The 24,946-nt window shown below is 35.9% G+C and carries 19 protein-coding genes, 1 pseudogene and 2 riboswitches; of the genes and pseudogenes, 1 reads left to right on the top strand and 19 read right to left on the bottom strand.

What is annotated here, in order from left to right; translation table 11 throughout:
• Window positions 1-57: 57 nt before the first annotated feature.
• From metH to OLM58_RS09715, 11 genes and pseudogenes are all read right to left on the bottom strand, one after another.
• Complete coding sequence (metH, locus tag OLM58_RS09765) at window positions 58-2,733, bottom strand: methionine synthase (RefSeq protein ID WP_264532132.1); 2,676 nt, start codon at window positions 2,731-2,733, stop codon at window positions 58-60.
• A 286-nt stretch (window positions 2,734-3,019) separates the two neighbouring features.
• Window positions 3,020-3,451 (bottom strand): hypothetical protein, encoded by a 432-nt coding sequence (locus OLM58_RS09760; protein WP_264532131.1) that lies wholly within the window; start codon window positions 3,449-3,451, stop codon window positions 3,020-3,022.
• A 5-nt stretch (window positions 3,452-3,456) separates the two neighbouring features.
• Entirely contained in the window at window positions 3,457-4,461 is a 1,005-nt protein-coding gene (locus OLM58_RS09755) for a homocysteine S-methyltransferase family protein (RefSeq protein WP_264532130.1), read from the bottom strand.
• Window positions 4,462-4,701: 240 nt separating this feature from the next.
• Window positions 4,702-4,816, bottom strand: a riboswitch (SAM riboswitch).
• A gap of 663 nt (window positions 4,817-5,479) precedes the next feature.
• Entirely contained in the window at window positions 5,480-6,532 is a 1,053-nt protein-coding gene (locus OLM58_RS09750; RefSeq protein ID WP_017497280.1) for an NAD(P)/FAD-dependent oxidoreductase, read from the bottom strand.
• 188 nt (window positions 6,533-6,720) lie between these two features.
• Window positions 6,721-7,302, bottom strand: a complete 582-nt coding sequence (locus tag OLM58_RS09745; RefSeq protein ID WP_264532129.1) for a bifunctional precorrin-2 dehydrogenase/sirohydrochlorin ferrochelatase — start codon at window positions 7,300-7,302, stop codon at window positions 6,721-6,723.
• Window positions 7,303-7,432: 130 nt separating this feature from the next.
• Window positions 7,433-8,206, bottom strand: a complete 774-nt coding sequence (gene cobA / locus OLM58_RS09740; protein WP_264532128.1) for a uroporphyrinogen-III C-methyltransferase — start codon at window positions 8,204-8,206, stop codon at window positions 7,433-7,435.
• Window positions 8,199-10,289 (bottom strand): nitrite reductase, encoded by a 2,091-nt coding sequence (locus tag OLM58_RS09735; protein WP_264532127.1) that lies wholly within the window; start codon window positions 10,287-10,289, stop codon window positions 8,199-8,201. Before OLM58_RS09735 ends, cobA begins: the two co-directional genes overlap by 8 nt.
• 119 nt (window positions 10,290-10,408) lie before the next feature.
• Window positions 10,409-11,653 carry a sulfate adenylyltransferase subunit 1 gene (locus OLM58_RS09730; RefSeq protein ID WP_264532126.1) on the bottom strand — a complete coding sequence of 415 codons (1,245 nt, stop codon included), beginning with the start codon at window positions 11,651-11,653 and terminating at the stop codon, window positions 10,409-10,411.
• Window positions 11,654-11,795: 142 nt separating this feature from the next.
• A complete protein-coding gene (gene cysD, locus OLM58_RS09725; RefSeq protein ID WP_017497285.1) occupies window positions 11,796-12,695 on the bottom strand; it encodes a sulfate adenylyltransferase subunit CysD in 900 nt (299 codons plus the stop codon).
• 299 nt (window positions 12,696-12,994) lie between these two features.
• Complete coding sequence (locus tag OLM58_RS09720; protein ID WP_070905880.1) at window positions 12,995-13,705, bottom strand: phosphoadenylyl-sulfate reductase; 711 nt, start codon at window positions 13,703-13,705, stop codon at window positions 12,995-12,997.
• Window positions 13,706-13,732: 27 nt separating this feature from the next.
• Window positions 13,733-14,403, bottom strand: a pseudogene (locus tag OLM58_RS09715) (sulfite exporter TauE/SafE family protein).
• Between the two features lie 542 nt (window positions 14,404-14,945).
• Here OLM58_RS09715 and OLM58_RS09710 point away from each other — a divergent pair.
• Entirely contained in the window at window positions 14,946-15,728 is a 783-nt protein-coding gene (locus OLM58_RS09710) for a sulfite exporter TauE/SafE family protein (protein ID WP_264532125.1), read from the top strand.
• Between the two features lie 107 nt (window positions 15,729-15,835).
• On the opposite strand, the gene OLM58_RS09705 is transcribed toward OLM58_RS09710, so the two are convergent.
• The 8 genes from OLM58_RS09705 to OLM58_RS09670 all read right to left on the bottom strand — a co-directional run bounded on the left by OLM58_RS09705 (window position 15,836) and on the right by OLM58_RS09670 (window position 24,810).
• Window positions 15,836-16,246 (bottom strand): RrF2 family transcriptional regulator, encoded by a 411-nt coding sequence (locus tag OLM58_RS09705; RefSeq protein WP_008466594.1) that lies wholly within the window; start codon window positions 16,244-16,246, stop codon window positions 15,836-15,838.
• Between the two features lie 199 nt (window positions 16,247-16,445).
• Window positions 16,446-16,979, bottom strand: coding sequence for an alpha/beta hydrolase (locus OLM58_RS09700; RefSeq protein ID WP_264532124.1), 534 nt, complete (start codon window positions 16,977-16,979; stop codon window positions 16,446-16,448).
• 68 nt (window positions 16,980-17,047) lie between these two features.
• A complete protein-coding gene (locus tag OLM58_RS09695; RefSeq protein ID WP_026110067.1) occupies window positions 17,048-18,220 on the bottom strand; it encodes a trans-sulfuration enzyme family protein in 1,173 nt (390 codons plus the stop codon).
• Window positions 18,221-18,499: 279 nt separating this feature from the next.
• A complete protein-coding gene (locus OLM58_RS09690) occupies window positions 18,500-18,928 on the bottom strand; it encodes an OsmC family protein (protein WP_264532123.1) in 429 nt (142 codons plus the stop codon).
• Window positions 18,929-19,143: 215 nt separating this feature from the next.
• Window positions 19,144-21,558 carry a bifunctional aspartate kinase/homoserine dehydrogenase I gene (gene thrA, locus OLM58_RS09685; protein ID WP_264532122.1) on the bottom strand — a complete coding sequence of 805 codons (2,415 nt, stop codon included), beginning with the start codon at window positions 21,556-21,558 and terminating at the stop codon, window positions 19,144-19,146.
• A 1-nt stretch (window position 21,559) separates the two neighbouring features.
• The gene (locus OLM58_RS09680; protein ID WP_264532121.1) at window positions 21,560-22,543 is read right to left on the bottom strand and encodes an alpha/beta fold hydrolase; all 984 of its coding nucleotides are present in this window, start codon (window positions 22,541-22,543) and stop codon (window positions 21,560-21,562) included.
• 77 nt (window positions 22,544-22,620) lie between these two features.
• Window positions 22,621-22,729: riboswitch (SAM riboswitch) on the bottom strand.
• Window positions 22,730-22,917: 188 nt separating this feature from the next.
• Window positions 22,918-23,118, bottom strand: coding sequence for a hypothetical protein (locus OLM58_RS09675; RefSeq protein ID WP_264532120.1), 201 nt, complete (start codon window positions 23,116-23,118; stop codon window positions 22,918-22,920).
• A 603-nt stretch (window positions 23,119-23,721) separates the two neighbouring features.
• Complete coding sequence (locus OLM58_RS09670; protein ID WP_264532119.1) at window positions 23,722-24,810, bottom strand: aspartate kinase; 1,089 nt, start codon at window positions 24,808-24,810, stop codon at window positions 23,722-23,724.
• Window positions 24,811-24,946 lie beyond the last annotated feature (136 nt).

The raw sequence follows: 24,946 nt of genomic DNA, 5'->3' as shown, positions 1-24,946 counted from the left end.
AGTTTCAAGTTTCAAGTTGCCGTAGAAAACCTGAAACTTAAAACCTGAAACTTTTAGTTAATCTGCTATATTTGGGTTCAACCATTTCATGGCATAGTCGGTTGAAACATTGCGTCGTTTGGCATAGTCGACTACCTGATCCTCTTTTATTTTCCCCAGTCCGAAATATTTACTTTCCGGATTTCCAAAATAGTACCCTGAAACGGATGAAGCCGGCCACATTGCCATGCTTTCAGTTAATGTTACGCCTATTTCTTTTTCTACATTTAAAAGTTTCCAGATTGTTGGTTTCTCCAAATGGTCAGGACATGCCGGATAACCCGGAGCAGGACGGATTCCTTTGTACTCTTCAGAAATCATTTCTTCGTTAGTTAAGTTCTCATCTGATGAATATCCCCAGATTTCTTTACGTATTTTTTCATGAAGATATTCAGCGAAAGCCTCGGCAAAACGATCCGCTAATGCTTTCACCATAATCGAATTGTAATCGTCCAGATCTTTCTCAAATTCAGCTGCCCATTCATCAACACCAAAACCGGTTGTTACACAAAATGCTCCCATATAATCCACTTTCCCGCTTTCTTTCGGAGCGATAAAATCGGCTAATGCAATATTAGGAGCTCCTTTTGTTTTTTGCGATTGCTGACGCAAAGTCAAAAATGTCTGTAACGGTTTTCCGTTTTCATCTGTCAATTCGATATCATCATCGTTGATCTGATTGGCCGGAAATATTCCGTAGATCCCTTTTGCTGATAGTTTTTTCTCTGCTAAAATTACTTTCAGCATCGCCTGCGCATCCGCATAAACAGAAGTCGCTTCTTTCCCTACAACCTCATCTGTTAATATTGCCGGGAATTTTCCAAACAATTCCCAAGTTCTGAAAAACGGTGTCCAGTCGATATACGGAACCAAAACATCCAAATCGACTTCAACAATTTGTTCACCAATAATATTTGGCTTCACCGGATTGAAATTTTCCCAATCCAATTGTAATTTGTTTTTACGCGCGTCTTCAATACTTAAAAAATTCTTATCTCTCGAACGATTCAAAAATGTTTCTCTAAAAGAATCGTACTCTGCACGAATATCGCTTGCATATATTTTACGGTTATGATCTAACAGATTTCCGGCAACAGTAACAGCTCTCGAAGCATCGTTTACGTGAATAACCGTTTCTCTGTATTGAGGTGCAATTTTCACAGCGGTATGCGCACGCGAAGTGGTTGCTCCACCAATCATAATCGGAATTTTAATTCCTTGTTTGTCTAATTCTTTGGCCAGATACACCATTTCGTCAAGCGAAGGCGTAATCAATCCGCTTAGACCAATGATATCTACATTGTGTTCTATCGCAGCAGCAATAATTTTCTCCGGAGGCACCATAACACCAAGATCTACAATCTCGTAATTGTTACAGGCTAAAACCACCGAAACAATGTTTTTACCAATATCGTGAACGTCCCCTTTTACAGTAGCCATCAGGATTTTTCCGTTTCCTTGTTTGTCTCCGGCCTGTTTACTGGCTTCGATATAAGGCAATAAATAAGCTACCGCTTTTTTCATCACACGTGCCGATTTTACGACCTGCGGCAGGAACATTTTTCCGCTTCCGAACAAATCTCCTACGACATTCATTCCAGTCATCAAATTGATTTCGATAACTTCAATTGGTTTTGTAGCAGCCAAACGTGCTTCTTCTACATCTTCTTCAATAAAAGCATCCACTCCTTTAACCAGTGAGTGTGTAATACGTTCCTGAACCGTACCTAAACGCCATTCCTGAACCGCTTTTTCATCTGATTTTACTTCTCCTTTTACGTTCTCGGCAAAATCTAAAAGTCGTTCTGTTGCATCGTCACGTCTGTCCAGAATTACGTCCTCAACGTGCTCCAATAAATCTTTTGGGATGTCATCGTAAATCGAAAGCATTTCCGGATTCACGATTCCCATCGTCATTCCGTTCTTGATTGCATGGTACAAAAATACCGAGTGCATCGCTTCACGAACGGTATCGTTTCCTCTGAAAGAAAACGAAACATTACTTACCCCACCACTGATGTGCGCATGAGGCAAATTATCGCGAACCCATTTTGTTCCTCTGAAAAAATCCAGAGCATTCAAACGGTGTTCTTCCATTCCGGTTGCAACCGGAAAAATATTCAAATCAAAAATGATATCCTGAGGCGGAAAATCAACTTTGTTGACTAATATATCATACGAACGCTGACAAATTTCCACTCTTCGGTCATAATTATCAGCCTGACCTACTTCATCAAAAGCCATAATAATGGCTGCCGCTCCATAACGTTTGATTAATTTAGCGTGATGAATAAAGGCTTCTTCTCCTTCTTTTAATGAAATCGAGTTTACAACACTTTTTCCCTGTACTACTTTAAGACCCGCTTCAATGATTTCCCATTTCGAGCTGTCGATCATAATAGGTACTCTCGAAATGTCTGGTTCTGATGCAATTAAATTCAAAAATTTAGTCATTGCCTGAACGCCATCAAGCATTCCCTCATCCATATTAATATCGATGATTTGCGCCCCTCCTTCTACCTGCTGCCTTGCAATATCAAGTGCCTCGTCATATTTCTCTTCCTTGATTAAACGCAGGAATTTTCTCGAACCGGTAACGTTTGTACGTTCTCCAACGTTAACAAAAACACTGGTAGGTGTAATAATTAACGGTTCTAATCCTGATAATACAAGGTCTCTTCTATTTTCTGCCATTTTTCTTAAGGTACTAAGTTCCTAAGGTTCTTAGGTTCTGAGTTTTTTTATTCTATATTTCTGTAACTGTAAGATTTTAAAACCTTACAGGTATTTATGTTTTATGTTTTACCGATATGTTGTTCCTAACGGAACATTTATTTCTATTTTGTTTTTTTGTATATATTGGTCTGTTACAACCGCAACATATATAATGTTTCGTTCCTACGGAACTCTTGCTTTGGATGATACCTTTTTCAACGGAATAAATCCCGTTGCTACAAAATATGTCGTTCCTACGGAACTTTTACTTCCATTTTGATTTTTCTATGTATTTGCAGGTTACACCTGCATCATAGAAATAATATTTAGTTTTTACAAAGCCCGCTTTAACAAGCGAAAGTGAATCCGGTTTTAATTCTTCTTCCAAGACTATATAGTTTTCTTCTGGATTATTTAAGTCATATTTTACCTTGTAAAACTTATTAACAAGATCATAATCTCTACTTAAAACCGCGGACAAAATTTTTCTATCTGAATAGAAATAATATTTTAAATAATCTCTTTTCCCTTCATGTTCAATTCTAGTTGTAAATCCAATAGTTTCTCCTTTAAAAGTCTTTCCATACTTTTCAGATTCATCAGCATTTTTACGACTAAAAAGAATCATTAGCATTATTGCTATTATAAAACCAGCTACTGCCAAATAATTTACTTTCGCATCATTTCTTTCACCCATAACGATTAAGTCAAGACAGGCGCCACTCTCGGTTTATAATCCTTCGCCACCTCAGCAATTAATCGAATATGATCCGGAGTGGTTCCGCAACAGCCTCCAATAATATTGATTAAGTTATCGTCTAAGTATTCTTTGATTAAGGCTTGTGTCTGTTCCGGAGTTTCGTCGTATTGTCCGAAAGCATTTGGCAATCCTGCATTTGGATGTGCCGAAACATTAAACTGCGTATGTTGTGATAATGTTTTCAGGTATGGTTTTAGCAAATCGGCTCCTAAAGCACAATTGAACCCTACACTCAATAACGGAATATGTGATACTGAAATCAGGAATGCTTCAACCGTCTGTCCTGAAAGTGTTCTTCCTGAAGCATCTGTAATCGTTCCTGAAACCATGATTGGAATATCCAGATTGCGTTCTTCTTTTACTTCTTCGATGGCAAAAAGTGCTGCTTTTGCATTTAAGGTGTCGAAAATCGTTTCTACTAATAATAGATCACATCCACCATCCATTAAGGCTTCCGCCTGTTGTTTGTAGGCAATTCGCAAATCATCAAACGTTACAGCTCTGTACCCCGGGTCGTTTACGTCCGGTGACATACTTGCCGTACGGTTTGTTGGTCCGATAGAACCCGCTACGAAACGTGGCTTATCCGGATTTTTAGCGGTGAATTCATCCGCTACTTCACGGGCAATTTTCGCCGATTCATAGTTCAGTTCATAAACCAAATCTTCCAGGAAATAGTCAGCCATACCGATCGTAGTTCCTGAAAAAGTATTGGTTTCTACGATGTCTGCACCAGCTTCAAAATAAGCGGCGTGAACATCGCGGATTGCTTGTGGTTGTGTTATGGATAGTAAATCGTTGTTTCCTTTTAACGGATGCGGAAAATCTTTGAAACGCTCTCCTCTAAAGTCTTCTTCCGAGAAATTATAACGCTGCAACATCGTTCCCATTGCTCCATCAAGGATTAGGATATTTTTTTTTATTGCTTCCTGAATTGTTATTGACATATTTTTATTCTTTTAGCCACTAAGACACTGAGGTTCTTAGGCGCTAAGTTTTTTATTAATTCTATTTTCGCTTTAAATCCAACAGTTAAAAAATTCTGTCAGATCTAAAAGGTTTGTAACAAAAAGCGGGAAAGATTAAGCACAAAAAAATGCGTTAATGATTCGCTCATGATACTGAATTCAGTAAAATAATATTGTAAGGTTGTCAGGAAAAGTTTGAGAAATACGTGTAATGTATTTGTGTTATCTATCTTGAATACAAAGATGTTGTATTAAGTAGAATGTAGCACCTTCTTTATGATAAAGGGTTGCTAAGGTTTCATTGGGTCTTTCCCTCCGCCTTTCGTGATAACTTTCAATAATTTTAAGAACAGTGCAAAGTAAAGACATAGTCTCAACAATTGCAAGTGTTTTTTAAAGTTTCTGAGATGCTAAGGTTCTGAGGTTCTAAGTTTCTTTTTTTAAGAGGCCAAGAAACTGAGATGCTAAGTTTGAAATTACTTTGTGCTTTCCTACTATTTTACCAAATGTCTTTAAGCTCCAACGGAGCAACATTGCCATTCTGGTTTTTAATTATATGCCGCCCCGCTGGGGCTTTTTTACAAACACCGTCAATTCTATAAATATATCATCCCTACGGGATTTAACAAAAAGTTTAAAATAGTTTAGCTCCAGAGGAGCATAATATTTATAACAAAACTATCTCCATACACATGAAAGCTCCAACGGAGCGGCATTATCTTTCTTTCCTCTATCTATGTATCGCCCCTCGGGGGCTTTTTTTTCAAACACCGTTAATTCTATAAATATGGCATCCCGCTGGGATTAAAAAAACTCAAACTAAAAGTTTGAGCTTTCTATATATAAAATCTTAGAACCTTAGCACCTCAGTACCTCAGCACCTCAAAATATACGGCATCCCGCCGGGATTTAACAAAAAAAGCCCAAACTAAAAGTTTGAGCTTTCTCTATATAAAATCTTAGAACCTTAGCACCTCAATACCTCAGCACCTTAGAATTAAACTATCGCCTTAACAACTGCTTTTGGAGCTTCTTTACGAGTTCCGTCGAAACCATCTACACCTGAAACAGTAGTATATTTTAAAACGTATTTTTTACCCGGATTGATGATTTGATAAGCGGCCTGACACATTAAAGTAGCTTCGTGGAATCCACAAAGAATCAGTTTTAATTTTCCTGGGTAAGTGTTTACGTCTCCAATAGCGAAGATTCCCGGAATATTAGTTTGGTAATCTAATGCATTATTTACTTTAATGGCATTTTTCTCGATTTCTAATCCCCAGTCTCCGATTGGTCCTAATTTAGGTGTTAATCCGAAAAGCGGAATAAAATAGTCTGTTTCAATTTTACGGTGCGCTCCGTTTTCTTCGATATCTAATGATTCAACATGCTCAGCACCATTGATTCCGATCACTTCTGCCGGTGTGATTAATTTAATTTTTCCGGCTGTCTTCAATTCCTGTACTTTTTCTACTGAATCTAAAGCTCCTCTAAATTCATTTCTACGGTGAATTAAAGTAACTTCTGAAGCTACATTCGCTAAAAAGATACTCCAGTCTAAAGCCGAATCTCCTCCTCCGGCGATTACAACCTTTTTGTTTCTGAATTTCTCCGGATTTTTAATGAAATATTTAACTCCTTTATCCTCATAAAACTCGATATCTTCAATAAGTGGTTTACGTGGCTCAAAACTTCCCAAACCTCCTGCAATAGCAATAACCGGTGCGTGAAATTTAGTTCCCTTATTTGAAGTTACAATAAAACTTCCGTCTTCTTGCTTCTCAATCGTTTCCGCACGCTCTCCTAACGTAAAACCAGGCTCAAATTGTTTGATTTGCTCCATCAGTCCGTCGATTAAATCTCCTGCCAATACTTCAGGGAATCCAGGAATATCATAAATAGGTTTTTTTGGATACAATTCCGAAAGTTGTCCTCCTGCTTGTGGTAAAGCATCTAAAATATGACATTTTAATTTTAATAATCCTGCCTCGAAAACGGCAAATAATCCTGTTGGGCCTGCTCCAATTATAAGTATATCTGTTTTAATCATTATGTTGTTGTTTATAATCATTCTTAATAATGCAAAGGAACGAATAATTTATTCTAATTTCAATGATTTTTGTCATTGATTTCCTTGCGGAATTTTTTACTCTTTATTTTTTAATGAAGCGGTTATTTCGTTCATCCATCGGGTTAAAACCCGACGCTACAATAGGAACTGTTCTTACGGAACTATTACTATTCCTTATTTTTCAATGAAGCTGTGATTTCGTTCATTCTTTTCACTTTCTCTTCAAAATTACCTTTCAATGTCTTTCGATATTCATTGAGGTTTTCAACCATTTTATTTATATCCTCCGGAATTACCTCTTCAAAAAACTCACGAAGTCTTTTGGCTGTTGTTGGCGATTTTCCGTTGGTCGAAATGGCAATTTTTACATTGCCTTTGGTTACGATTCCACCTAAATAATAATCACATAAATCCGGTGTGTCTGCAATATTGCAAATCAAATAACGCTTTCGGGATAATTCATATATCTTTTTATTGACTTTTAGATTATCCGTACAGGCAATTACCATATGGCGTCTTTTAAGCATTCTCTTTTTAAACTTCGATTTTGTTAATGTAATCGAAGGATGTTTCTCAGCCAAAACCTTTATTTCCAAATGAAAATTTGGAGCGACTACCTCAACATTTGCATTGGGACTCGACTTTAATAAAAAAGAGAGCTTTTCCAATCCTACATTTCCTCCGCCAACAATAAGAACATTTAGATTGTGAAGCTTCAGGAATACAGGATATAATTCGTTTTGTTCCATTTTAATTCAATTTCATCCAATCAAAATTAGATGATTTTTTGCTTTCATCAGGTTAAAAATCCAATTTTATACCCAAGACATTTTACGGACTGAAAATCACCGTTATGATAGGAATCATTTTTACGGCACTTTATCTCACCATTTCTTTTGAGAGAAATTCTTCGTAAAATCCTTTTAGTTTATTGCTTTCGCGAACAACTTCTCCAAGCACAATAATTGCTGGTGAACTCAGTTTCTTCTCTTTTACAATTTCCAGAATCGAATTTACGGTTCCTACACCTACTTTTTCATCGGGCATTGTTCCATTTTGAATGATCGCAACGGGCAAATTTCCTTTGTTTTCTTTTTGAAACAAATCAATAATCTGAGGCAATTTGTGCATTCCCATCAAAATTACGACTGTTGCTGATGACTGTGCAGCCAAAGCAACGTCTGAAGATAATTTCCTGTCAGAAGTTGTACCAGTAATGGCCCAAAAACTTTCGGAGACACCTCTTTTGGTGATTGATATGCCTTGGCTTGCCGGAACTGCCACTACCGAAGATATTCCGGGAACCACTAACGTCTCGATTCCAAAACTTTCGATGAATTCAATTTCTTCACTTCCACGTCCAAAAATAAACGGATCACCACCTTTTAAACGGACTACATTTCCGTAGGTCAAAGCATTATCCACAATAAGCTGATTAATCTGATCCTGCGTGTATGCATGATTGCCTATTTTTTTTCCAACAAAAATCCGAATCGCATTTTTAGGGGCGTGTGCTAATATCTCTTCATTGGCCAATGCATCGTACAAAACCACATTCGCTCCAGCAAGTGCTTTTACAGCTTTCAGCGTAAGCAAATCCGGATCGCCGGGACCCGCACCAACTAAAGTTACTTTTGGTTTGATATTAAGCATTTTCTAATTGTTGAGCTCTATATTTTTCTATCGTATCAAAAAATGCAATTCCTTCCTGAATGTATTGTTTTGCAAATGCTTCTGAAGGTTGTATTGCATTGATTTGATACACTAATTCTCTAAATGATGTTGCCAGTTCAATTTTACCGGTCGCAATGAAAACGGTATCAAACAAATCAACGATTCCTGCATGATTGTTTGTTTTTTCATTTTCAGAAAGCAATAAAGCTTTTGCACCATTTACAAATCCGGCATAAGCATGGTAAATCGCATCTGACCATTTATTTTCGTCGAAAGATTCCTGTGCGAATGTTAATTTGTCTTTGGCTTCTAACAATAAGGTCGCCACCAAATCAATTACCACTCCGGCACATTCTCCAACTCCTACTGCTTTTACATAATTATCTGCATTACCCCAATCTACGAAATCAGCTTCAGTTAAATTGGTTACATCAGCGTAAGGTTTTAAGATTTCATAGAAATACTTCTCTCCTTTTGAATCATAATAATCAAGAAACTTTTGTCCGCTTCCATTGGTATCAAAATCATTTAAGATCGTACGCAACGCATCCGGTCCTCTACGACTAGGTACTTTAATTACTTTATCGGCAAAACGACCTACTCCGTTTCCTAATCTTCCTCCGCCTAACAAAACCTGTAAAGCCGGAGCTACCAGTTTTCCGGAATTGATTGACATTCCCTGAAATCCAATTGCCGACATATTGTGCTGTCCGCAAGCATTCATACAACCACTGATTTTGATTTCAATTTCGCGGTTGTTTAAATACTGAGGATATTCAGCATTTAATACTTTTTCTAATTCTTCTGCAATTCCGGTACTACTTGCAATCCCCAAATTGCAAGTATCTGTACCCGGACAAGCTGTAATATCTGCCGTTGAATTATATCCTAAATGAACAAAGTTCAGTTTGGCCAATTCCTGATAGAAGAAAGGCAAACTCGCTTCTTTCACATGACGTATTACAATATTCTGACGCAATGAAAAACGAAGTTCATTTGCGGCGTAATTTTTAATTAAATCGGCTAATAATCGGGCTTTATCGGTGTAAAAGTCTCCTAATAAAACTTTGATTCCAATAGCGTAATAACCTTCTTGCTTTTGAGCAATTACATTAGATTTTTTCCAGGCTTCGTATGCTTCTGTATCTTCAATGGTAACTTGTGGCACTTCTAATAACGGTTCCGGAATTGGTCCGTCAAAAGCTGTGGTGTCAATTTCGTACGTTTCAAAAGCGATTGCTTTTTTCTCTTTTTCAACCAAATCAAGGAAAACATCTCTTCCCATTTCTTTGATCAGGAATTTCATACGAGCTTTCATTCTCTTAGCACGTTCACCGTATCGATCAAAAATACGAACGATTCCTTCTGCTGTTGGAATGATCTGATTTGCCGGAACGAATTCGGAAAGTAATTCGGCATGAGCAGGCTGAGAACCTAAGCCTCCACCAAACATGATTTTGAAACCACGCTCACCATTTACAATTTTTGGAATAAATCCTAAATCATGTAAATAACTTAAAGCAGTATCTTCATCAGAGGACGAGAACGAAATTTTAAATTTACGTCCCATTTCCTGACAGATAGGATTTCTTAAAAGATATTGAAATAAGGCATGTGCATAAGGCGAAACGTCAAATGGTTCGTTTACATCCACACCTGCCAATTCGCTTCCTGTAATATTTCGAACAGTGTTACCACAAGCTTCACGCAAAGTAACATCATCTTTGGCCAGATTTGCCCAAAGTTCCGGAGTTCTGTCCAGACTTACATAGTGAATCTGAATGTCCTGACGTGTTGTAATGTGCAAACGCCCTGTAGAATATTCATCAGAAACTTTTGTAATACGAATCAATTGTTCGCTGGTTACTTTACCATAAGGCAGTTTAATACGAATCATTTGAACACCTTCCTGGCGTTGTCCATAGATTCCACGTGCTAAACGAAGACTACGAAAACGCTCATCATCAATTTTTCCTCCACGGAACAAATGAATCTTTTTTTCTAACTCGATAATCTCTTTCTGAACTACCGGATTTTCTATTTCTGTTCTAAAACTTTCCATTTTTATTTCGCTTTAGGCTTTTTTTTAGCTTTAAGCTTTAGGCTATAAGCTTTTTAAAATACCTTGTTATACATTTTCGCTTAAAGCTTACAGCCTAAAGCTTATTGCTTATAGCAGGTTTACCTGATGAATCCTACTCCTGCTGTTGTATTCGTTGCAGTATCAATTAAGATGAATGCACCGTTTGATTTATTGTCATTATAGGCGTCAAAATATAACGGCTTGCTTAATTTAATGCTTACTTCTCCTATCTCGTTAATTGCTAACTGCGATGCCGGTGTTGTTCCTGAGTAATCTGTTGCAATTGTATTTTTAATACTTTCTACTTTTGCCAAAACCGAATTGGTGTTGTGCTGAACAATATATTTGGTACCCGGAACCAGTTTTTTACTGTCCATCCAGCAAACTGTTGTGTGTATTTCTTTTTCAATTTTTGGAAGTTCTGACGATTTTACAATCATATCACCTCTTGTCACATTGATATCATTTTCTAATTCGATGGTAATCGAAGAACCTGCAACGGCTTCATCAAATTGTTTGTCGAAAAAGTGAATTTTTGAAACTTTTGATTCTGTCAATGAAGGCAGTACTGTTACAGCGTCTCCTACTTTTATTGAGTTTCCGTATAATTTCCCGGCATAACCTCTAAAGTCATGGTATTCTTCCGTTTTAGGACGAATAACGGTCTGAACCGGAAAACGTGCTTTCCCCTGCTCGTAAACATCATGAGAATGCAATCCTTCTAAATGCTCCAGCACCGTTTGTCCATCGTACCACTTCATGTTTTCTGATTTGTCCACAACATTTCCTCCGTTGATGGCACTTAACGGAATGTAACTTACGTTTTGTTCTTTGAAAGTGCTTTTAGCATTCAAAGCCTGGAAATCGGCTTTGATTTTATTGAAAACTTCTTCTGAATAATCAACTAAATCCATTTTGTTGATCGCCACAATCACCTCTTTTACTCTCAATAAATTATTGATAAAAAAATGACGGTACGTTTGCTCGATTACGCCTTTTCTCGCATCAATTAAGATAATGGAGACCTGAGAAGTCGAAGCTCCCGTTACCATGTTTCTGGTATATTCTACGTGTCCCGGAGTATCGGCAATAATGTAACTTTTCTTTGCAGTCGAGAAATAAATATGAGCCACATCAATTGTGATTCCTTGTTCTCTCTCCGCCACTAATCCGTCAGTTGCCAGTGAAAAATCAAGATAATCGTATCCTTTTTGTTTACTGCTTTTCTCGATCGCTTCGATTTTATCTGTCGTCAATGATTTTGTATCGTACAGTAATCTTCCGATCAAAGTACTTTTCCCGTCATCTACACTTCCTGCTGTTGCTATTTTTAAAACGTCCATTCTATTTTATTTTGTTTCAGGTTTAAAAATTTAGTTTCAGGTTTCAAGTTGATTTCCTTTGAACTAAAGTTTCAAGCTGTATGTTTTTTTTGTTTTCTTGATTCTACTTTTTAATTATCAATTGTCAATTATCAATTATCAATTAAAAATACCCTTGTTGTTTTCTCTTTTCCATTGCCGCTTCAGAACGTTTATCGTCAATTCTGGCTCCTCTTTCAGAAATCGTAGAGCTTCTGATTTCTCCTACTACTTCTTCGATGGTTGCTGCATAAGATTCAACAGCTGCTGTACAGCTCATATCTCCAACGGTTCTAAAACGAACAATTCTTTCTTCGATTTGTTCGTCTTCTTCCTGGTACACAAAAGGAGAATGTGACCAGATCAAACCGTCTCTCAAAAAAACTTTTCTTTTATGTGAGAAATAAATAGATGGAATTTCGATATGTTCTTTCTCGATATAACTCCATACATCTAATTCTGTCCAGTTTGAAATTGGGAAAACACGAACGTTTTGACCATTCTCTATTTTTCCGTTTAAAATGTCAAATAATTCCGGACGTTGGTTTTTTTCATCCCATTGACCAAAATCGTCACGAACTGAAAAAATACGCTCTTTCGCTCTTGCCTTCTCCTCATCACGACGCGCTCCTCCGATACAGGCATCAAACTTAAATTCTTCAATTGCATCTAAAAGTGTAGTCGTCTGTAAACTGTTTCTACTGGAATATTTACCGGTTTCTTCTACCACTTTTCCTTCGTCGATAGCATCCTGAACATTACGTACAATTAGTTCTAACCCTAACTCTTCTACCAATTTGTCTCTGAAAGCAATAGTTTCCGGAAAATTATGTCCGGTATCAACATGCAAAAGAGGAAACGGGATTTTGGCAGGGAAGAATGCTTTTTGTGCCAAACGCACTAATGTTATCGAATCTTTTCCTCCAGAAAAAAGTAAAACCGGTTTATCAAACTGTGAAATTACTTCTCTGAAAATATATATTGCTTCGCTCTCTAAAGCGTTTGTTTTTAATACTGAACTCATTTTGTTTTTTTGTTTCAAGTTTAAAGTTTCAGGTTGTTGTTTATTGTGAGTTTCCTAAAACTTTCTACTATTATTCTTTACTTTCTTTACTCTTCATCGGGTTAAACTCCGACGATATATTATAAATCTTCTTCTTGCATTCCCATCGGATTAAAATCCGACGCTACAATATGGGTCGTTCCTTCATCTTCATCGGGTTGAAACCCGACGCTACGATATCGGTCATTCCTTCGGAACTCAAAAATCTATATTCTTTAATTCTTTAATCTATTCTCTTGCCTCTAGCTTCTTTCTTCTACCTACTCTTTCTTAGCACTATGCAATCCACATTCTTTATGACTGGATTCCCACCACCATCTTCCGGCTCTGATATCTTCACCCGGAAAAATTGCTCTCGTACAGGGTGCGCATCCGATGCTTACAAAACCTTGTTTGTGCAAAGCATTTTGAGGAACATTGTTTTCGGACAAATAAGTTTCAACCTCTTCTAATGTCCACTTCAACAAGGGATTGAACTTTATAATTTCAAAACCTCCGTCGTATTCAAACAATTGTAAATCGTTTCTATTCTCGGATTGTTCTGCCCTTAAACCTGTAATCCAGACCGAATTTCCTGCTAAAGCTTTTCGTAACGGAACTACTTTTCGAATAAAACAGCATTCTTTTCTGTTCTCAACCGAATCATAAAAACTATTCGGCCCTTTTGACTGAAGTAAACTCTCTATGGCTGCCGCTTCCGGGAAATAAACCTCAATTGGCTTTTTGTATTTTTTTAATGTTTTATGAAAAACATCATACGTTTCCTGAAATAACCTTCCGGTATCAAGTGTAAAAATGGCTATATCCTGATTGCTTTTTGCAATAAAATCAGTTATAACCTGATCTTCCTGTCCAAAAGATGTTGAGAAGATTACTTTTCCTGGGTATTCATTTGCTAAGAAAGCCAATGTTTCGTCAAGTGAAAAGTCTTTCGTTTTATCTAATAATGATTGTATAATAGTCGCACTCATATTCTCTCTCTTTCCTTCTAAAAAATATTACAATAATTTAGATAATGTTTTTAAACTTAATAATATAATTAAAATACCAACCGCAATCATCATTGGTTTTCTTCTGATTTTATTTAAAAGATAAGCTCCCAATGGTGCTGCAATTACACCTCCCAAAATCAAACCTATAATAACCTGCCAGCCATGGATTCCGCCAAAAAGCATGAAAGTTAAACCACTTGCAAATGAAATTGCAAACTCGGCTGCATTTACAGAACCTATAGTGTATCTCGGATTTCTGCCTCTTCCTAACAAGGTTGAAGTTACAATCGGCCCCCAGCCTCCGCCTCCAACTGAGTCCATAAAACCTCCAAAAACAGCCAAAGCTCCAAGTTTTTTAGTTTTCTTCTTGATGATTTTTTTAACTAAAGCTTTTCTAATAATTATAATAGCCAAAACAATCATATAAACTGCAATAAAAGGCTTTATAATATCTCCGTTAATAACATCCGATAATAAATAAGCACCTGTAATGGAACCTAAAACCCCGGAATTAATAAATGTTTTACCAATTTTTTATTGATATTTCCAAATCGGTGGTGAGAAAGTGCCGATGCTCCAGTGGTAAACATTTCAGAAACGTGAACTGCCGTACTGCTAATAACCGGCGGAACCCCGTATGCTAATAAAAATGATGTAGAAGTTGCTCCATATCCCATTCCTAAAGTTCCATCCACCAATTGTGCAAAAACTCCAATCGCAAAAAATACTAAAAATTCCTGATTAAAACCGTCAACAAATGCATTCCATGAAAATTCCGCATGGTGATTGTAGATCAAAGTCGTCAACAAACCTATCAGTAAAGCTGCCGGTACCAAAACCCACAATCTTTCTTTAATTGTGGCATCAGCCTTAACTGCTGCGGTATTTATTTTAAGTTCCTTTTCCATTCCTGTGACTTGTTTTTGCTTTAAAATCTATTACCCTATCGGGTTAGTAGATTGAATGGCAAAATTACTACTTATTTCTAAATATCAAAACAATATTTGATTTTTTTACATCCTCCTTATCTTAATAATAACAAAAAGGAATCCATAACAATATCCATCAATCGTCAAACGGCTCAAAAAAAACATATAAAACTGTATTACAGAACTATAACAGTAAAAATTTCATCATTTTTTAAATAGTATTTTTAAAGTCTACAACATCCATAGGATAATTATAAAAATGTTGTTATTTTTACAGCAAATATTTATCCATGGATTTCCAAATAGGTCTTATAATTGCAGGTTTAGCAGTAGGTTTTATAGTGGGGTTAACAGGTGTTGGAGGCGGTTCTTTGATGACTCCAATTTTATTATGGTTTGGTATCCCCCCAACAACAGCAGTTGGTACCGATTTACTTTATGCTGCTTTTACTAAAGCCGGAGGGGTGTTCGTTCACAACAAAAAAGGCAACATCAACTGGAAAATCACAGGCTGGCTGACTTTAGGGAGTGTTCCTGCCGCTTTGGTCACCTTATGGATTCTGAACAGTATCAAAACCGACATTGAAACTATAAATCATGTTATCAAATACAGCTTAGGCTGGGCATTGTTATTTACTTCGGTTGCTATTATCTTTAAAAAAAGACTTTTAGAATTCTCTCAAAAACATGCCGGAGATAAATTTCACAGCGAAAGTACCACTCAAAACACACTAACTATCGCCATAGGTGTTCTATTAGGTGCTACTGTAACTCTAACTTCAATTGGTGCGGGAGCTTTAGGAACTGTCACTTTATTTTTTCTTTATCCGCTACTGCCGACCCCTCGTTTAGTAGGAACTGAAATTGCACATGCCGTTCCTTTGACATTAGTTGCGGGAATCGGACACGCCTCAATGGGAAATTTAGATCTTGCTTTATTAGGGCAATTATTGATGGGCTCGCTTCCGGGAATTTATATGGGAAGTATGCTGAGCGGAAAAGTTCCAGATCAATTCCTTAGAAATGCGATTGCCGTAATGCTTTTTATGGCAGGATATAAATTGATTTTCTAACGTATTACTACTCTTTAAAATATAATCTGAATCTAAAAAGAAAAGACCATTTCATTAAAAATATTGAAATGGTCTTTTTTATAGGAAATCCCAGAATAGAGATCTGCTTAAAATGCAATATCTGCTAACGAGTTACTCTCCAGAATTTTAAGTGTATTATCTCTCACTTCGGTCATTAAACGTCTTGCAGCACAGGTAGATTCATCATCACAATCATCACATCTTTCGTAAAAATTATGACTTGCACAGGGAAGCAATGCAATAGGCCCTTCGAGAATGCGATAGACTTTGGCCATACTAATGTCTTTTGGGTCTTTTATCAGATAATAACCTCCGCCTTTTCCTTTTTTAGCCCCCAGAAATCCTGAGTTTCTAAGCAACAGCAAAATACTTTCCAAAAATTTAATCGAAATATGTTCACTTTTCGCAATTTCAGCAATTTGTACCGGCTCATTGTTTTCACGTCTGGCCAGGTAAGTTAAAGCTTTGATTCCGTATTTAGTTTTCTTTGAAAGCACGTTATATCTATTTTAATTGCTATTGCCAATTTTAGGCCTCTGACCCAAAACAACAATCGTCTTGTTTTTCTGCCACAAAAATAAACTTTTTAAATGAGAATAGTAATAGAACAAAAATTTAAATTCTACTAAATCAGTATAGTTTAAATAAAACCCAATAAAAAACGGCCTTTAACTGTTTTTTTTTCGTTAAAAGCCGTCATCTTAATAAAATTTTCAAAATATCATTGCAAACCAAGGACGCATTATTTTCCGTTCTGTATAGCTGATGATTCTCTTTTTTAATCATTTTATGGACCACATTCAATTCAAAAAACCATTGTGAGTCCGGTTTGTTTGGATCTTCTTCTCCAAAGTATAATTTTATACCACAATTTGGAACTTCAGCTTCGTATCTTAATCTTGTTGACGAAACAGCAAACAGATGAGTAGTATTTAATCCTCGCAAAGAAGCTTTCCAACCAATAGTTCCTCCAATGCTAAATCCTAAAACAACTATTTTTTCTGTTTCTAATTGAAGTATTTTTTGAACTGCACGATCAATACCGCCGTTTAAAAATTGATTATGAATATCGCTTTCAATAAGGTTATCAGAATTAATATCAGCCAATTCCAGAACATCATAATACTGAATCTCAAATTCAGACCTTAATAATTCTGAATAGATTTTTATCCACTCCGGATCTTTACCTCCAAATAAATCTGATAAAATAAGTAATCTTGGTTTTATCATAGTGTAAAGATAAGATTTTAGATATCAGCATAAAATCTAATATCTAAAATCAGAAATCTAAAATTATCTTAAGAAAGCGCTTGTTTCAAATCAGCAATTACATCTTCTACGGTTTCTAAACCTACAGAAACACGCACAAGACCTTGTGTAATTCCGACTGCCAGCTGATCTTCTTCAGACAGCTTACTGTGTGTTGTTGAAGCAGGATGCGTCACAATCGATCTCGTATCGCCAATATTTGCAGATAGCGAGCAAAGTTTTATTTTATCTAAAAATTTTCTTCCTGCTTCAATTCCGCCTTTAATTTCAAAAGCGATAATATTTCCACCCAATTTCATTTGCTTTTTGGCAATTTCATATTGTGGATGTGATTTCAGGAATGGATATTTTATACTATTCACATTTGGATGTGCCTCTAAAAACTCTGCTACTTTTAAAGCATTTTCACAGTGTTTTTCAACGCGAACTGCCAATGTCTCTAAACTTTTTGACAAAACCCATGCATTAAACGGAGACAAAGCCGGTCCTGTATTTCTGGAGAACAAGTAAATCTGTCTGATTAAATCTTCGCTTCCAACCGTAACTCCGCCTAAAACTCTTCCCTGACCGTCAATCAATTTAGTTGCTGAATGTACGACCAGATGCGCTCCAAACTTTATAGGTTGTTGAAGGTAAGGCGTGGCAAAACAGTTATCGATAATTAAAATCAGGTTGTGTTTTTTAGCAAGATCACCTAACAATTGTAAATCGATCACATCAACACCCGGATTTGTAGGCGACTCTGCGTATAAAATTTTTGTATTCGGTTTAATAAATCCTTCAATGGTTTCCGGCTTGCTAATATCAAAATAAGAAGTTTCGATATTCCATTTTGGAAAATACGTCATAAACAAAGCATGTGTCGAGCCAAAAACACTGCTCGCAGACACGATATGATCTCCTGAATTTAATAAGGCCGCAAAAGTAGAATATACCGCTGCCATTCCGGTTGCAAAAGCATAGCCTGCCTCTGCGCCTTCCATTTTACAAATTTTGTCCACAAACTCTGTGGTATTCGGATTGCTGAAACGGCTGTAAATGTTTCTTTCTTTTTCTTCTGTAAAAGAAGCTCTCATGTCTTCGGCATCTTCAAATACAAAACTTGATGATAAGTATAATGGCACCGAATGCTCTAGATACTGACTTCTTTCTAATTGCGTTCTAATGGCCTGGGTTTCAAAACCAAATTCTTCTGTGTTCATTTTTTTTGTTTTTCTTGTTTCAAGTTTCAAGTTTCGGCATTGTTTAAAACAAAAACTTAAAATTTAAACGGTATAGCGTTATTAATTAATATTCATTTCGAAAATTATCTAATTCTCAAATTGACTAAAACACGAATTGCACCGATTAGCACAAATTCGCTTTTTATAAAATTTCACAAAGATTCACAAAGCAAAACGCAGTGTTTCGCCTGGAGTTTAATATGAATTTTCATTGTGTGATTAAAAATCAAAAAATTATCTAATTGACTAATTATCTAATTATTTTAATTCTTCGTTGTTCAGAACCACTTTATATTTTATAGTAGCAGTTGGCTCAATTGTTTTAGAAACCGAGCAATATTTCTCAAAAGAAAGCTGGGCTGCACGTTGTGCTTTTTCAGGGTTAATGTCTCCTTCTAAATAAAAAACCACATAGATTTCTTTAAAAGGTTTTGCTTCACCAACTTGCACACGCTCTCCTTCTACCTCAGCATTAAATGAAGTGATTTCCTGACGTTGTTTTTTTAAGATCGAAATCATATCAATGGCGCTGCATCCCGCAACCCCCATTAATACTAATTCCATTGGACTTGCACCTAAATCGCTTCCGCCAAATTCGGCTCTGCTGTCAACATCCACTACATGACCACGTTCGTTTTTAAGTTTAAAATGAAACGCGTCATTTACTCTGTTCAAAGTTACTTTCATTGTGTTGTTATTTTTTTATTTTTTATTCTTTGCAATCTTATCCTTTCGACGTAAGGAAAAATCACATTAGATTGTTGACAAAGATTAGAATTCTTCGTTGCGGAGTTCCTTGTGTGATTTACTTCGTCTGTTCGCTATCGCTCAAGTCTCCTTACGTCAAAATGACAAATCAGAAATCCAAAATCTAAAATCTGCAATTTAAAATTTAAAACCCCTTACCCTTTATCTGATAATCTCAAAATATCACCAAACACTCCTCTCGCTGTTACCGCAGAGCCTGCACCAGCTCCCTGGATTACGATTGGACGGTCTCCGTAAGATTCGGTATAAATTTCGAAGAAAGAATCAGATCCTTTTAATCCGCCCAAAGCGGTGTCAGAAGGCACGGAAACTAGCTTTACTTCCAAAATCCCTTTATCGTTTTGTAAATCTCCTGACAATTCACCAATGTATCTCAATACGTGATTTGGCTTTTGATCGGCTTTGATTTTTTCATAAATTGGATCGAACTCTTTCAATTTCGTTAAGAAATCTCCAACGTTGCCTTCACGCAAATGTTCCGGAATTAAATTCTGAATCGAGATTTCTTCAAATTCATTCTGCAAGTCTAATTCTCTTGCCAGAATCAATAATTTTCTTCCCACATCATTTCCGCATAAATCCTCACGAGGATCCGGTTCTGTGTATCCGTTATCAATTGCTTCCTGCAAAATCTCACTAAACGGAACATCTTTTGCCGAAAAATTATTGAATAAATAACTTAGTGTTCCGGAGAATACCCCTTTTATCTTTGTGATGTTTTCTCCTGAAAGGTGTAATAATTTAATCGTATCAATTAATGGCAATCCGGCACCAACATTGGTTTCGTATAAATAATTCTTCTGATTTTCGGCTAAAGATTTTCTCAATTCTTTGTAAAAGCCGTAACTGAGTGTATTGGCTACTTTGTTAGAAGAGATTAAATCAAAACTGCTCTCCACCAGCGGAATATAATTCTCAACAAATTTTGCACTGGCGGTGTTATCAATCGCAATCAGGTTTTCTAAATGATGCTGATTCGCATAAGCAATAATATCCTGAATGGTATAGGCAAGTCCTTCCTTTTCAATGTCTGTTTTCCAGTTCGAACTTACTCCGTTTTTATCTAAAAGTACTTTTTTAGAATTGGCAATTGCAAAAACATTCAGTCTCACATCTTTTCTTTTCTCGATAGCGTCAGTCGATTCTAAAATCTGATTGATTAAAGTTCCTCCCACTAATCCGTGACCAATAATCGCAATATTGATTTTTTTGGAAACTCCAAAAATCTCTCCGTGAATTACGTTCAAGGCTTTATGTAGTTCAGATTTTTTAACAACCAAACTCACGTTTTTACCCGTAACGGTGTTATTGAACAAAATTGGAACAATTTTATTTTTAATTAATGCCGTGTATGGTTTATGAAAAGTACTCAAATCCTGACCGATAATCGAAATTACCGAAACATTATCGGTTACCGTAATTTGATTTACATCTTTAGAATAGAAGTCATTTTCGAACTCTTTTTCTAATTCAACCATTGCCAATGTAGCCTTGTCGGTCGCCACCACAAGACCAATACCTCGCTCTGAAGAACCTTGCGAAATAATACTCACACTGATGTTGTGATCGCCCATTACTTTAAAAATTCGGGCATCTACACCTGCTTTCCCAAGTAATCCGCGGCCTTCCAGATTCACCAAAGACACATTCTCTAAAACAGAAAGTGTTTTTATTCCTTCTTTAGCTGAATCAGAGGTAATTAAAGTCCCGCGATTTTCATGATTAAAAGTATTTAAAATACGAAGCGGGATATTTTTTTCCAATAATGGAATAATAGTCTTAGCATGCAAAATGGTAGCGCCAAAATTGGCTAATTCGTTCGCCTCATTAAACGACAGGAATTCTATCTTTTTAGCATCGGCAACCAAATCAGGGTTTGCGGTGTAAATTCCGTCAACATGCGTAAAATTCTGCAATTCTTCGGCATTCAGGTAGTTTGCAATTAGCGACGCGGTATAGTTACTTCCGTTTCTTCCTAAAGTGGTTGTATCGTTGTTATTGTTAGATCCAATAAAACCAGTTACGATGTTAACTGTTGAACCGTTGTGTTCTTTAAAATAATTGATCACATTTTTCTTAGAAAGCTGTTCCAAAGGCTGTGCATCACCAAATTTAGAATCGGTTTTCAACAATTCTCTTGAATCGACAAAATTTGCCGGAACTCCTTTTCCGATTAGAATAGCTGTCAGCAATTTAGCCGAAAGTAATTCTCCTTTTGATAAAATCTGATCTTTAATTTTATTGCTGTAATCACCAATCAGACTTACTCCTTCAAAAAGTTTCTCGAGCACATTAAATTCTTCAGATAAATCAACCTGAGGATAATCTGAAACCTGATACGCTTTAAAATTTTCAAATAATGGTTTATAATCCCCATTTTTCGCAGCAATTTTTAAAATGTACTCTAACTCGTCTGTTGCATTTCCGCGGGCCGAAACCACAACAGCTATTTTTTCATTCTGCTGTACTTTATCCGTAATAATTGAAACTACTTTATTAAGTCCTTCTCCGTTTGATAACGATTTACCGCCAAATTTTAATATTTTCATTTTATTTTTCTATTGTTTCTGCCTTAAAAATATCGGCAAGTAAATGATCTAATTGTTTGTACTCGATTAAAAAAGCGTCATGTCCGTGAACAGAATCTATTTCGCTGTAAAAAACATTGTCTTTGAACTTTTTTAATTCCTGATAAGTCTCCCGATTTTCTTTGGGTATAAAAAACAAATCCGAATTGATTCCGATAATGTGAATCGCGGCGTCTGTTTTAGATAACAAAGTCTCGAAATCTTCTCTGTTTCTGGTGATGTCTATGGTTTTTAGCAATTGGTTCATGAGTTTATAAGAAGCCAATTGGTATCTTTTTTGCAGTTTTTCGCCGTGATGTGCCAGCCAGCTTTCGATATTAAAAACAGGACGATTGGCATTAATGGTACGTTGAAATTTCTCTTTGAATGATTCCGGAGACCTGTAACACAACATAGCATGAATTCTGGCATCTTCGATAGGTTTTGAAGAATTGTTCAAAATTTGCTCTTGTAAATAGCAATTGGCGATCATCCAGTCGGTCGACTTCCAATCCGTTGCGATAGGAATTAGGTTTTGAGTAATATTAGGTTCTAATGCAAGGATTTCCCATGCGATGCCTCCTCCAACAGAACCACCAATAATGGTGTGAAGTTGGCTAATATTTAGAAGTTCTAAACCTTTTATAAAAATACGGGCAATATCTCTGGTAGTGAAATCCTGGTAATTTTCGATGATAAAGGAATCATTCCCATTTCCCGGCACATTAAAAGCCAGTACAGTAAATTTATGAGTATCGATTGTTTTCTCTTCCCCAATAAGGTCATTCCACCAGCCGTTTGCTCCGGTGACCTCTGCATTCCCTGTCAAAGCATGATTAACGAGAACAATAGGCGCACTATACAATGGTAAACCGGAAAGTGTAAAACTTAAGGGTAATGATGAGTAGGACACACCACTTTCGGTGATGAATTCCTGAATTATAATGGGACTTGGTATATTTTCCAATTTCAAATCTATTTAATTTTGATTTGTATGTGGAAATATTAGAAAGAAAGTCTAGAGTGAAACCAGAAAATTTCTTGTTGTTATCTTTCCACGTTTAGGCGTGGTAGAATGCAGCACCTTCTTCGATTTAACGAAGGGTTGCTAAGGATTCATCGGGTCTAATCCCTCGTCCTTTCTTTATAACATTTCAATACGTTTTTGAACTTAAAGGTGCAAATTAACTACTAATTTCTCAAACAAACAAATTTTATCGAAACTGATTCCTCAATTTCTTAAACATAATTCAAACAAAAACTAGTGTACGCAAAAAATTACCGAACAATTTGCCCAGTAAAATTAAGCAGGTTTCCCTCTATTTTATGATGCTTTTAGATTTAAATAAAAAGCGTTTCATTTTCTTTTGAATACATCAAAAATAATAATGAATCCGGATTTTTTTTCTCCGTTTTTTTATTTGTTTCAGTCACCCCGAATCTTGAATCGGTCAATTCATTTGTTGGCGGTGCATTGTTTCTTTTAGCTCTGATGTTTTTCAATGTTGAAAAAGTCTTTGTTAGGTAGTTTATTGTGCTCATGACATTTAAGTTTATGTTAGTTTGCGTGTTATTATCTTTATTTTATGTTTATTTCTTTGTTATCGTAACCAAATGGAATAAAAAAACCCTTTTGGATTTTTAATACCAAAAGGGTTCAAGTTTTTTACAACTTATATATACTTTTAGTATCAACAGACGCATACACAAATACGTGCGACGTTAAACATCTTGTTCATCTGTAGGGACTTATTCATTTGGGACTTAATTGCTATTTTAAAAAATTCTTGCATTTTTTCTATTTTAATAAACTTCTTTAAACTTTAGAAATATTTCTAATTTATTCTTTTTTAAATCAACAGAGGACAAAACTTTTGCTTCAATTGAGGTAACTTTCATTCAGAATACTAAATTATTTCTTCTTTAGCTTTGAAGTCTTACAAATTTGCGAATATTTTATCAATTATGCAAGTGACTCTCAATAAATTAATCCCAAAAAACGTTAAAAAGCGACCTTTTTAGGTTAAAAAACATCTTACAAAATTAACATATCAATATTTAAAAGATAAATCTTACAAAAAATAACTTAAAAAACTTTCCTGTTTCATTATATCAAAGAACAACTTACTAGTATTTCGAAACCACTTACAACCAGACTGCTTCTTTATTTTTGATCTTTTCGGCTACTTTTAAAATATCTGTAATTACACCCCTTGAAATGGCTTGCTTACAGGCCGAAGCACTTTGAATCACAATTGGAACAGCTGCATACGATTGTGTATAAATTTCGAAAATGGTATCTGATCCTTTCAACTGACCTATTGCTGAAGTAATAGGTTCTGAAACCAGTTTGACCTCTAATGTATTTTTTAGAACATCAAATTCGCCCACGTATCGCAGTACATGATCATCCGCCTGACTAATTTTAGCGATCTTAAACGATCGATCAATTGCTTCTTTATTCAGAATGCCGTTTTGTTCCAGATGCTCTTCATTGATAAGGGAATTAATTTTTATATCTGACAGCTCAAAATCTTTTCCAATTTCTCTCGTGAGAATCAGTAATTTTCGGGCTGTATCATTTCCGGATAAATCCTCTTTAAAGGTGGAACGCATTAAACCGAGTAAACTTGCATCTTTTAATAAAGAAGAGAAGGTTGTTTCTTCGGCAGCAAAGCGATTAAAAACATAACTCAGATTATCTGAAAAAACACCACGAATCTTTGTGATTTTTTCGCCTGAATAATACAAGTCTCTCAAAGTTTGTAAAACCGGGAATCCGGTGTCTACTGAGGTTTCATACAAAAACTCTTTGTCGTACTTTTTAAGGTTTGACCTGATCTCTTTGTACAAATCAATCGGTAACGTGTTGGCTTTTTTATTTACCGCTACAATATTAAACCCGTTTTCGATTAATGTGTTGTAGTGATGTATTAATTCATCGCTCGCAGTGGCATCTACAGCGATTAAATTTTCAAATTCATTTTCTTTGGCAAATTCAATAATATCCTGCACCTTAAAAGGAACGGCCAATTCCAGAAAATTGGTTTCCCAAGCATATCCTACGCCTTCTTTCTCGAAAAAAGCAACAGTTGAATTGGTGATAATCGGAAAGTGAAAATCGATATTCTTACTTTTGAGAAAAAACTCCTGACTTTCAATAATTTGATTGATCAAAGTACTCCCTATATTTCCAATTCCAAAAAGGATGATATTTATTTTAAGCTTTGACATAATTTTACTTTTTTATTTTTTAAACCTTATACCTATTTTAAGTACACTGTAGCACTCTAACTCTACATTAAACCTCAACACCTATAAGGTTTAAAACTTTTATACTGATTTGCTTTTTATAAAAAATCACCTCTAG

Source organism: Flavobacterium sp. N502540, from assembly GCF_025947365.1.
Lineage (GTDB): Bacteria > Bacteroidota > Bacteroidia > Flavobacteriales > Flavobacteriaceae > Flavobacterium.
Note: the sequence above shows the minus strand (reverse complement) of the source record. Positions and strands in the feature narration are given on the sequence as shown.

Coding starts and splice junctions, on each gene's coding strand:
- metH (WP_264532132.1), bottom strand. CDS start 2,733: ATGGCAGAAAATAGAAGAGACCTTGTATTATCAGGATTAGAACCGTTA.
- OLM58_RS09735 (WP_264532127.1), bottom strand. CDS start 10,289: ATGGAAAGTTTTAGAACAGAAATAGAAAATCCGGTAGTTCAGAAAGAG.
- OLM58_RS09760 (WP_264532131.1), bottom strand. CDS start 3,451: ATGGGTGAAAGAAATGATGCGAAAGTAAATTATTTGGCAGTAGCTGGT.
- OLM58_RS09690 (WP_264532123.1), bottom strand. CDS start 18,928: ATGAAAGTAACTTTGAACAGAGTAAATGACGCGTTTCATTTTAAACTT.
- cobA (WP_264532128.1), bottom strand. CDS start 8,206: ATGCTTAATATCAAACCAAAAGTAACTTTAGTTGGTGCGGGTCCCGGC.
- OLM58_RS09745 (WP_264532129.1), bottom strand. CDS start 7,302: ATGGAACAAAACGAATTATATCCTGTATTCCTGAAGCTTCACAATCTA.
- OLM58_RS09670 (WP_264532119.1), bottom strand. CDS start 24,810: ATGTCAAAGCTTAAAATAAATATCATCCTTTTTGGAATTGGAAATATA.
- OLM58_RS09710 (WP_264532125.1), top strand. CDS start 14,946: ATGGATTTCCAAATAGGTCTTATAATTGCAGGTTTAGCAGTAGGTTTT.
- OLM58_RS09700 (WP_264532124.1), bottom strand. CDS start 16,979: ATGATAAAACCAAGATTACTTATTTTATCAGATTTATTTGGAGGTAAA.
- cysD (WP_017497285.1), bottom strand. CDS start 12,695: ATGAGTTCAGTATTAAAAACAAACGCTTTAGAGAGCGAAGCAATATAT.
- OLM58_RS09720 (WP_070905880.1), bottom strand. CDS start 13,705: ATGAGTGCGACTATTATACAATCATTATTAGATAAAACGAAAGACTTT.
- OLM58_RS09675 (WP_264532120.1), bottom strand. CDS start 23,118: ATGAGCACAATAAACTACCTAACAAAGACTTTTTCAACATTGAAAAAC.
- OLM58_RS09750 (WP_017497280.1), bottom strand. CDS start 6,532: ATGATTAAAACAGATATACTTATAATTGGAGCAGGCCCAACAGGATTA.
- OLM58_RS09755 (WP_264532130.1), bottom strand. CDS start 4,461: ATGTCAATAACAATTCAGGAAGCAATAAAAAAAAATATCCTAATCCTT.
- OLM58_RS09730 (WP_264532126.1), bottom strand. CDS start 11,653: ATGGACGTTTTAAAAATAGCAACAGCAGGAAGTGTAGATGACGGGAAA.
- thrA (WP_264532122.1), bottom strand. CDS start 21,558: ATGAAAATATTAAAATTTGGCGGTAAATCGTTATCAAACGGAGAAGGA.
- OLM58_RS09695 (WP_026110067.1), bottom strand. CDS start 18,220: ATGAACACAGAAGAATTTGGTTTTGAAACCCAGGCCATTAGAACGCAA.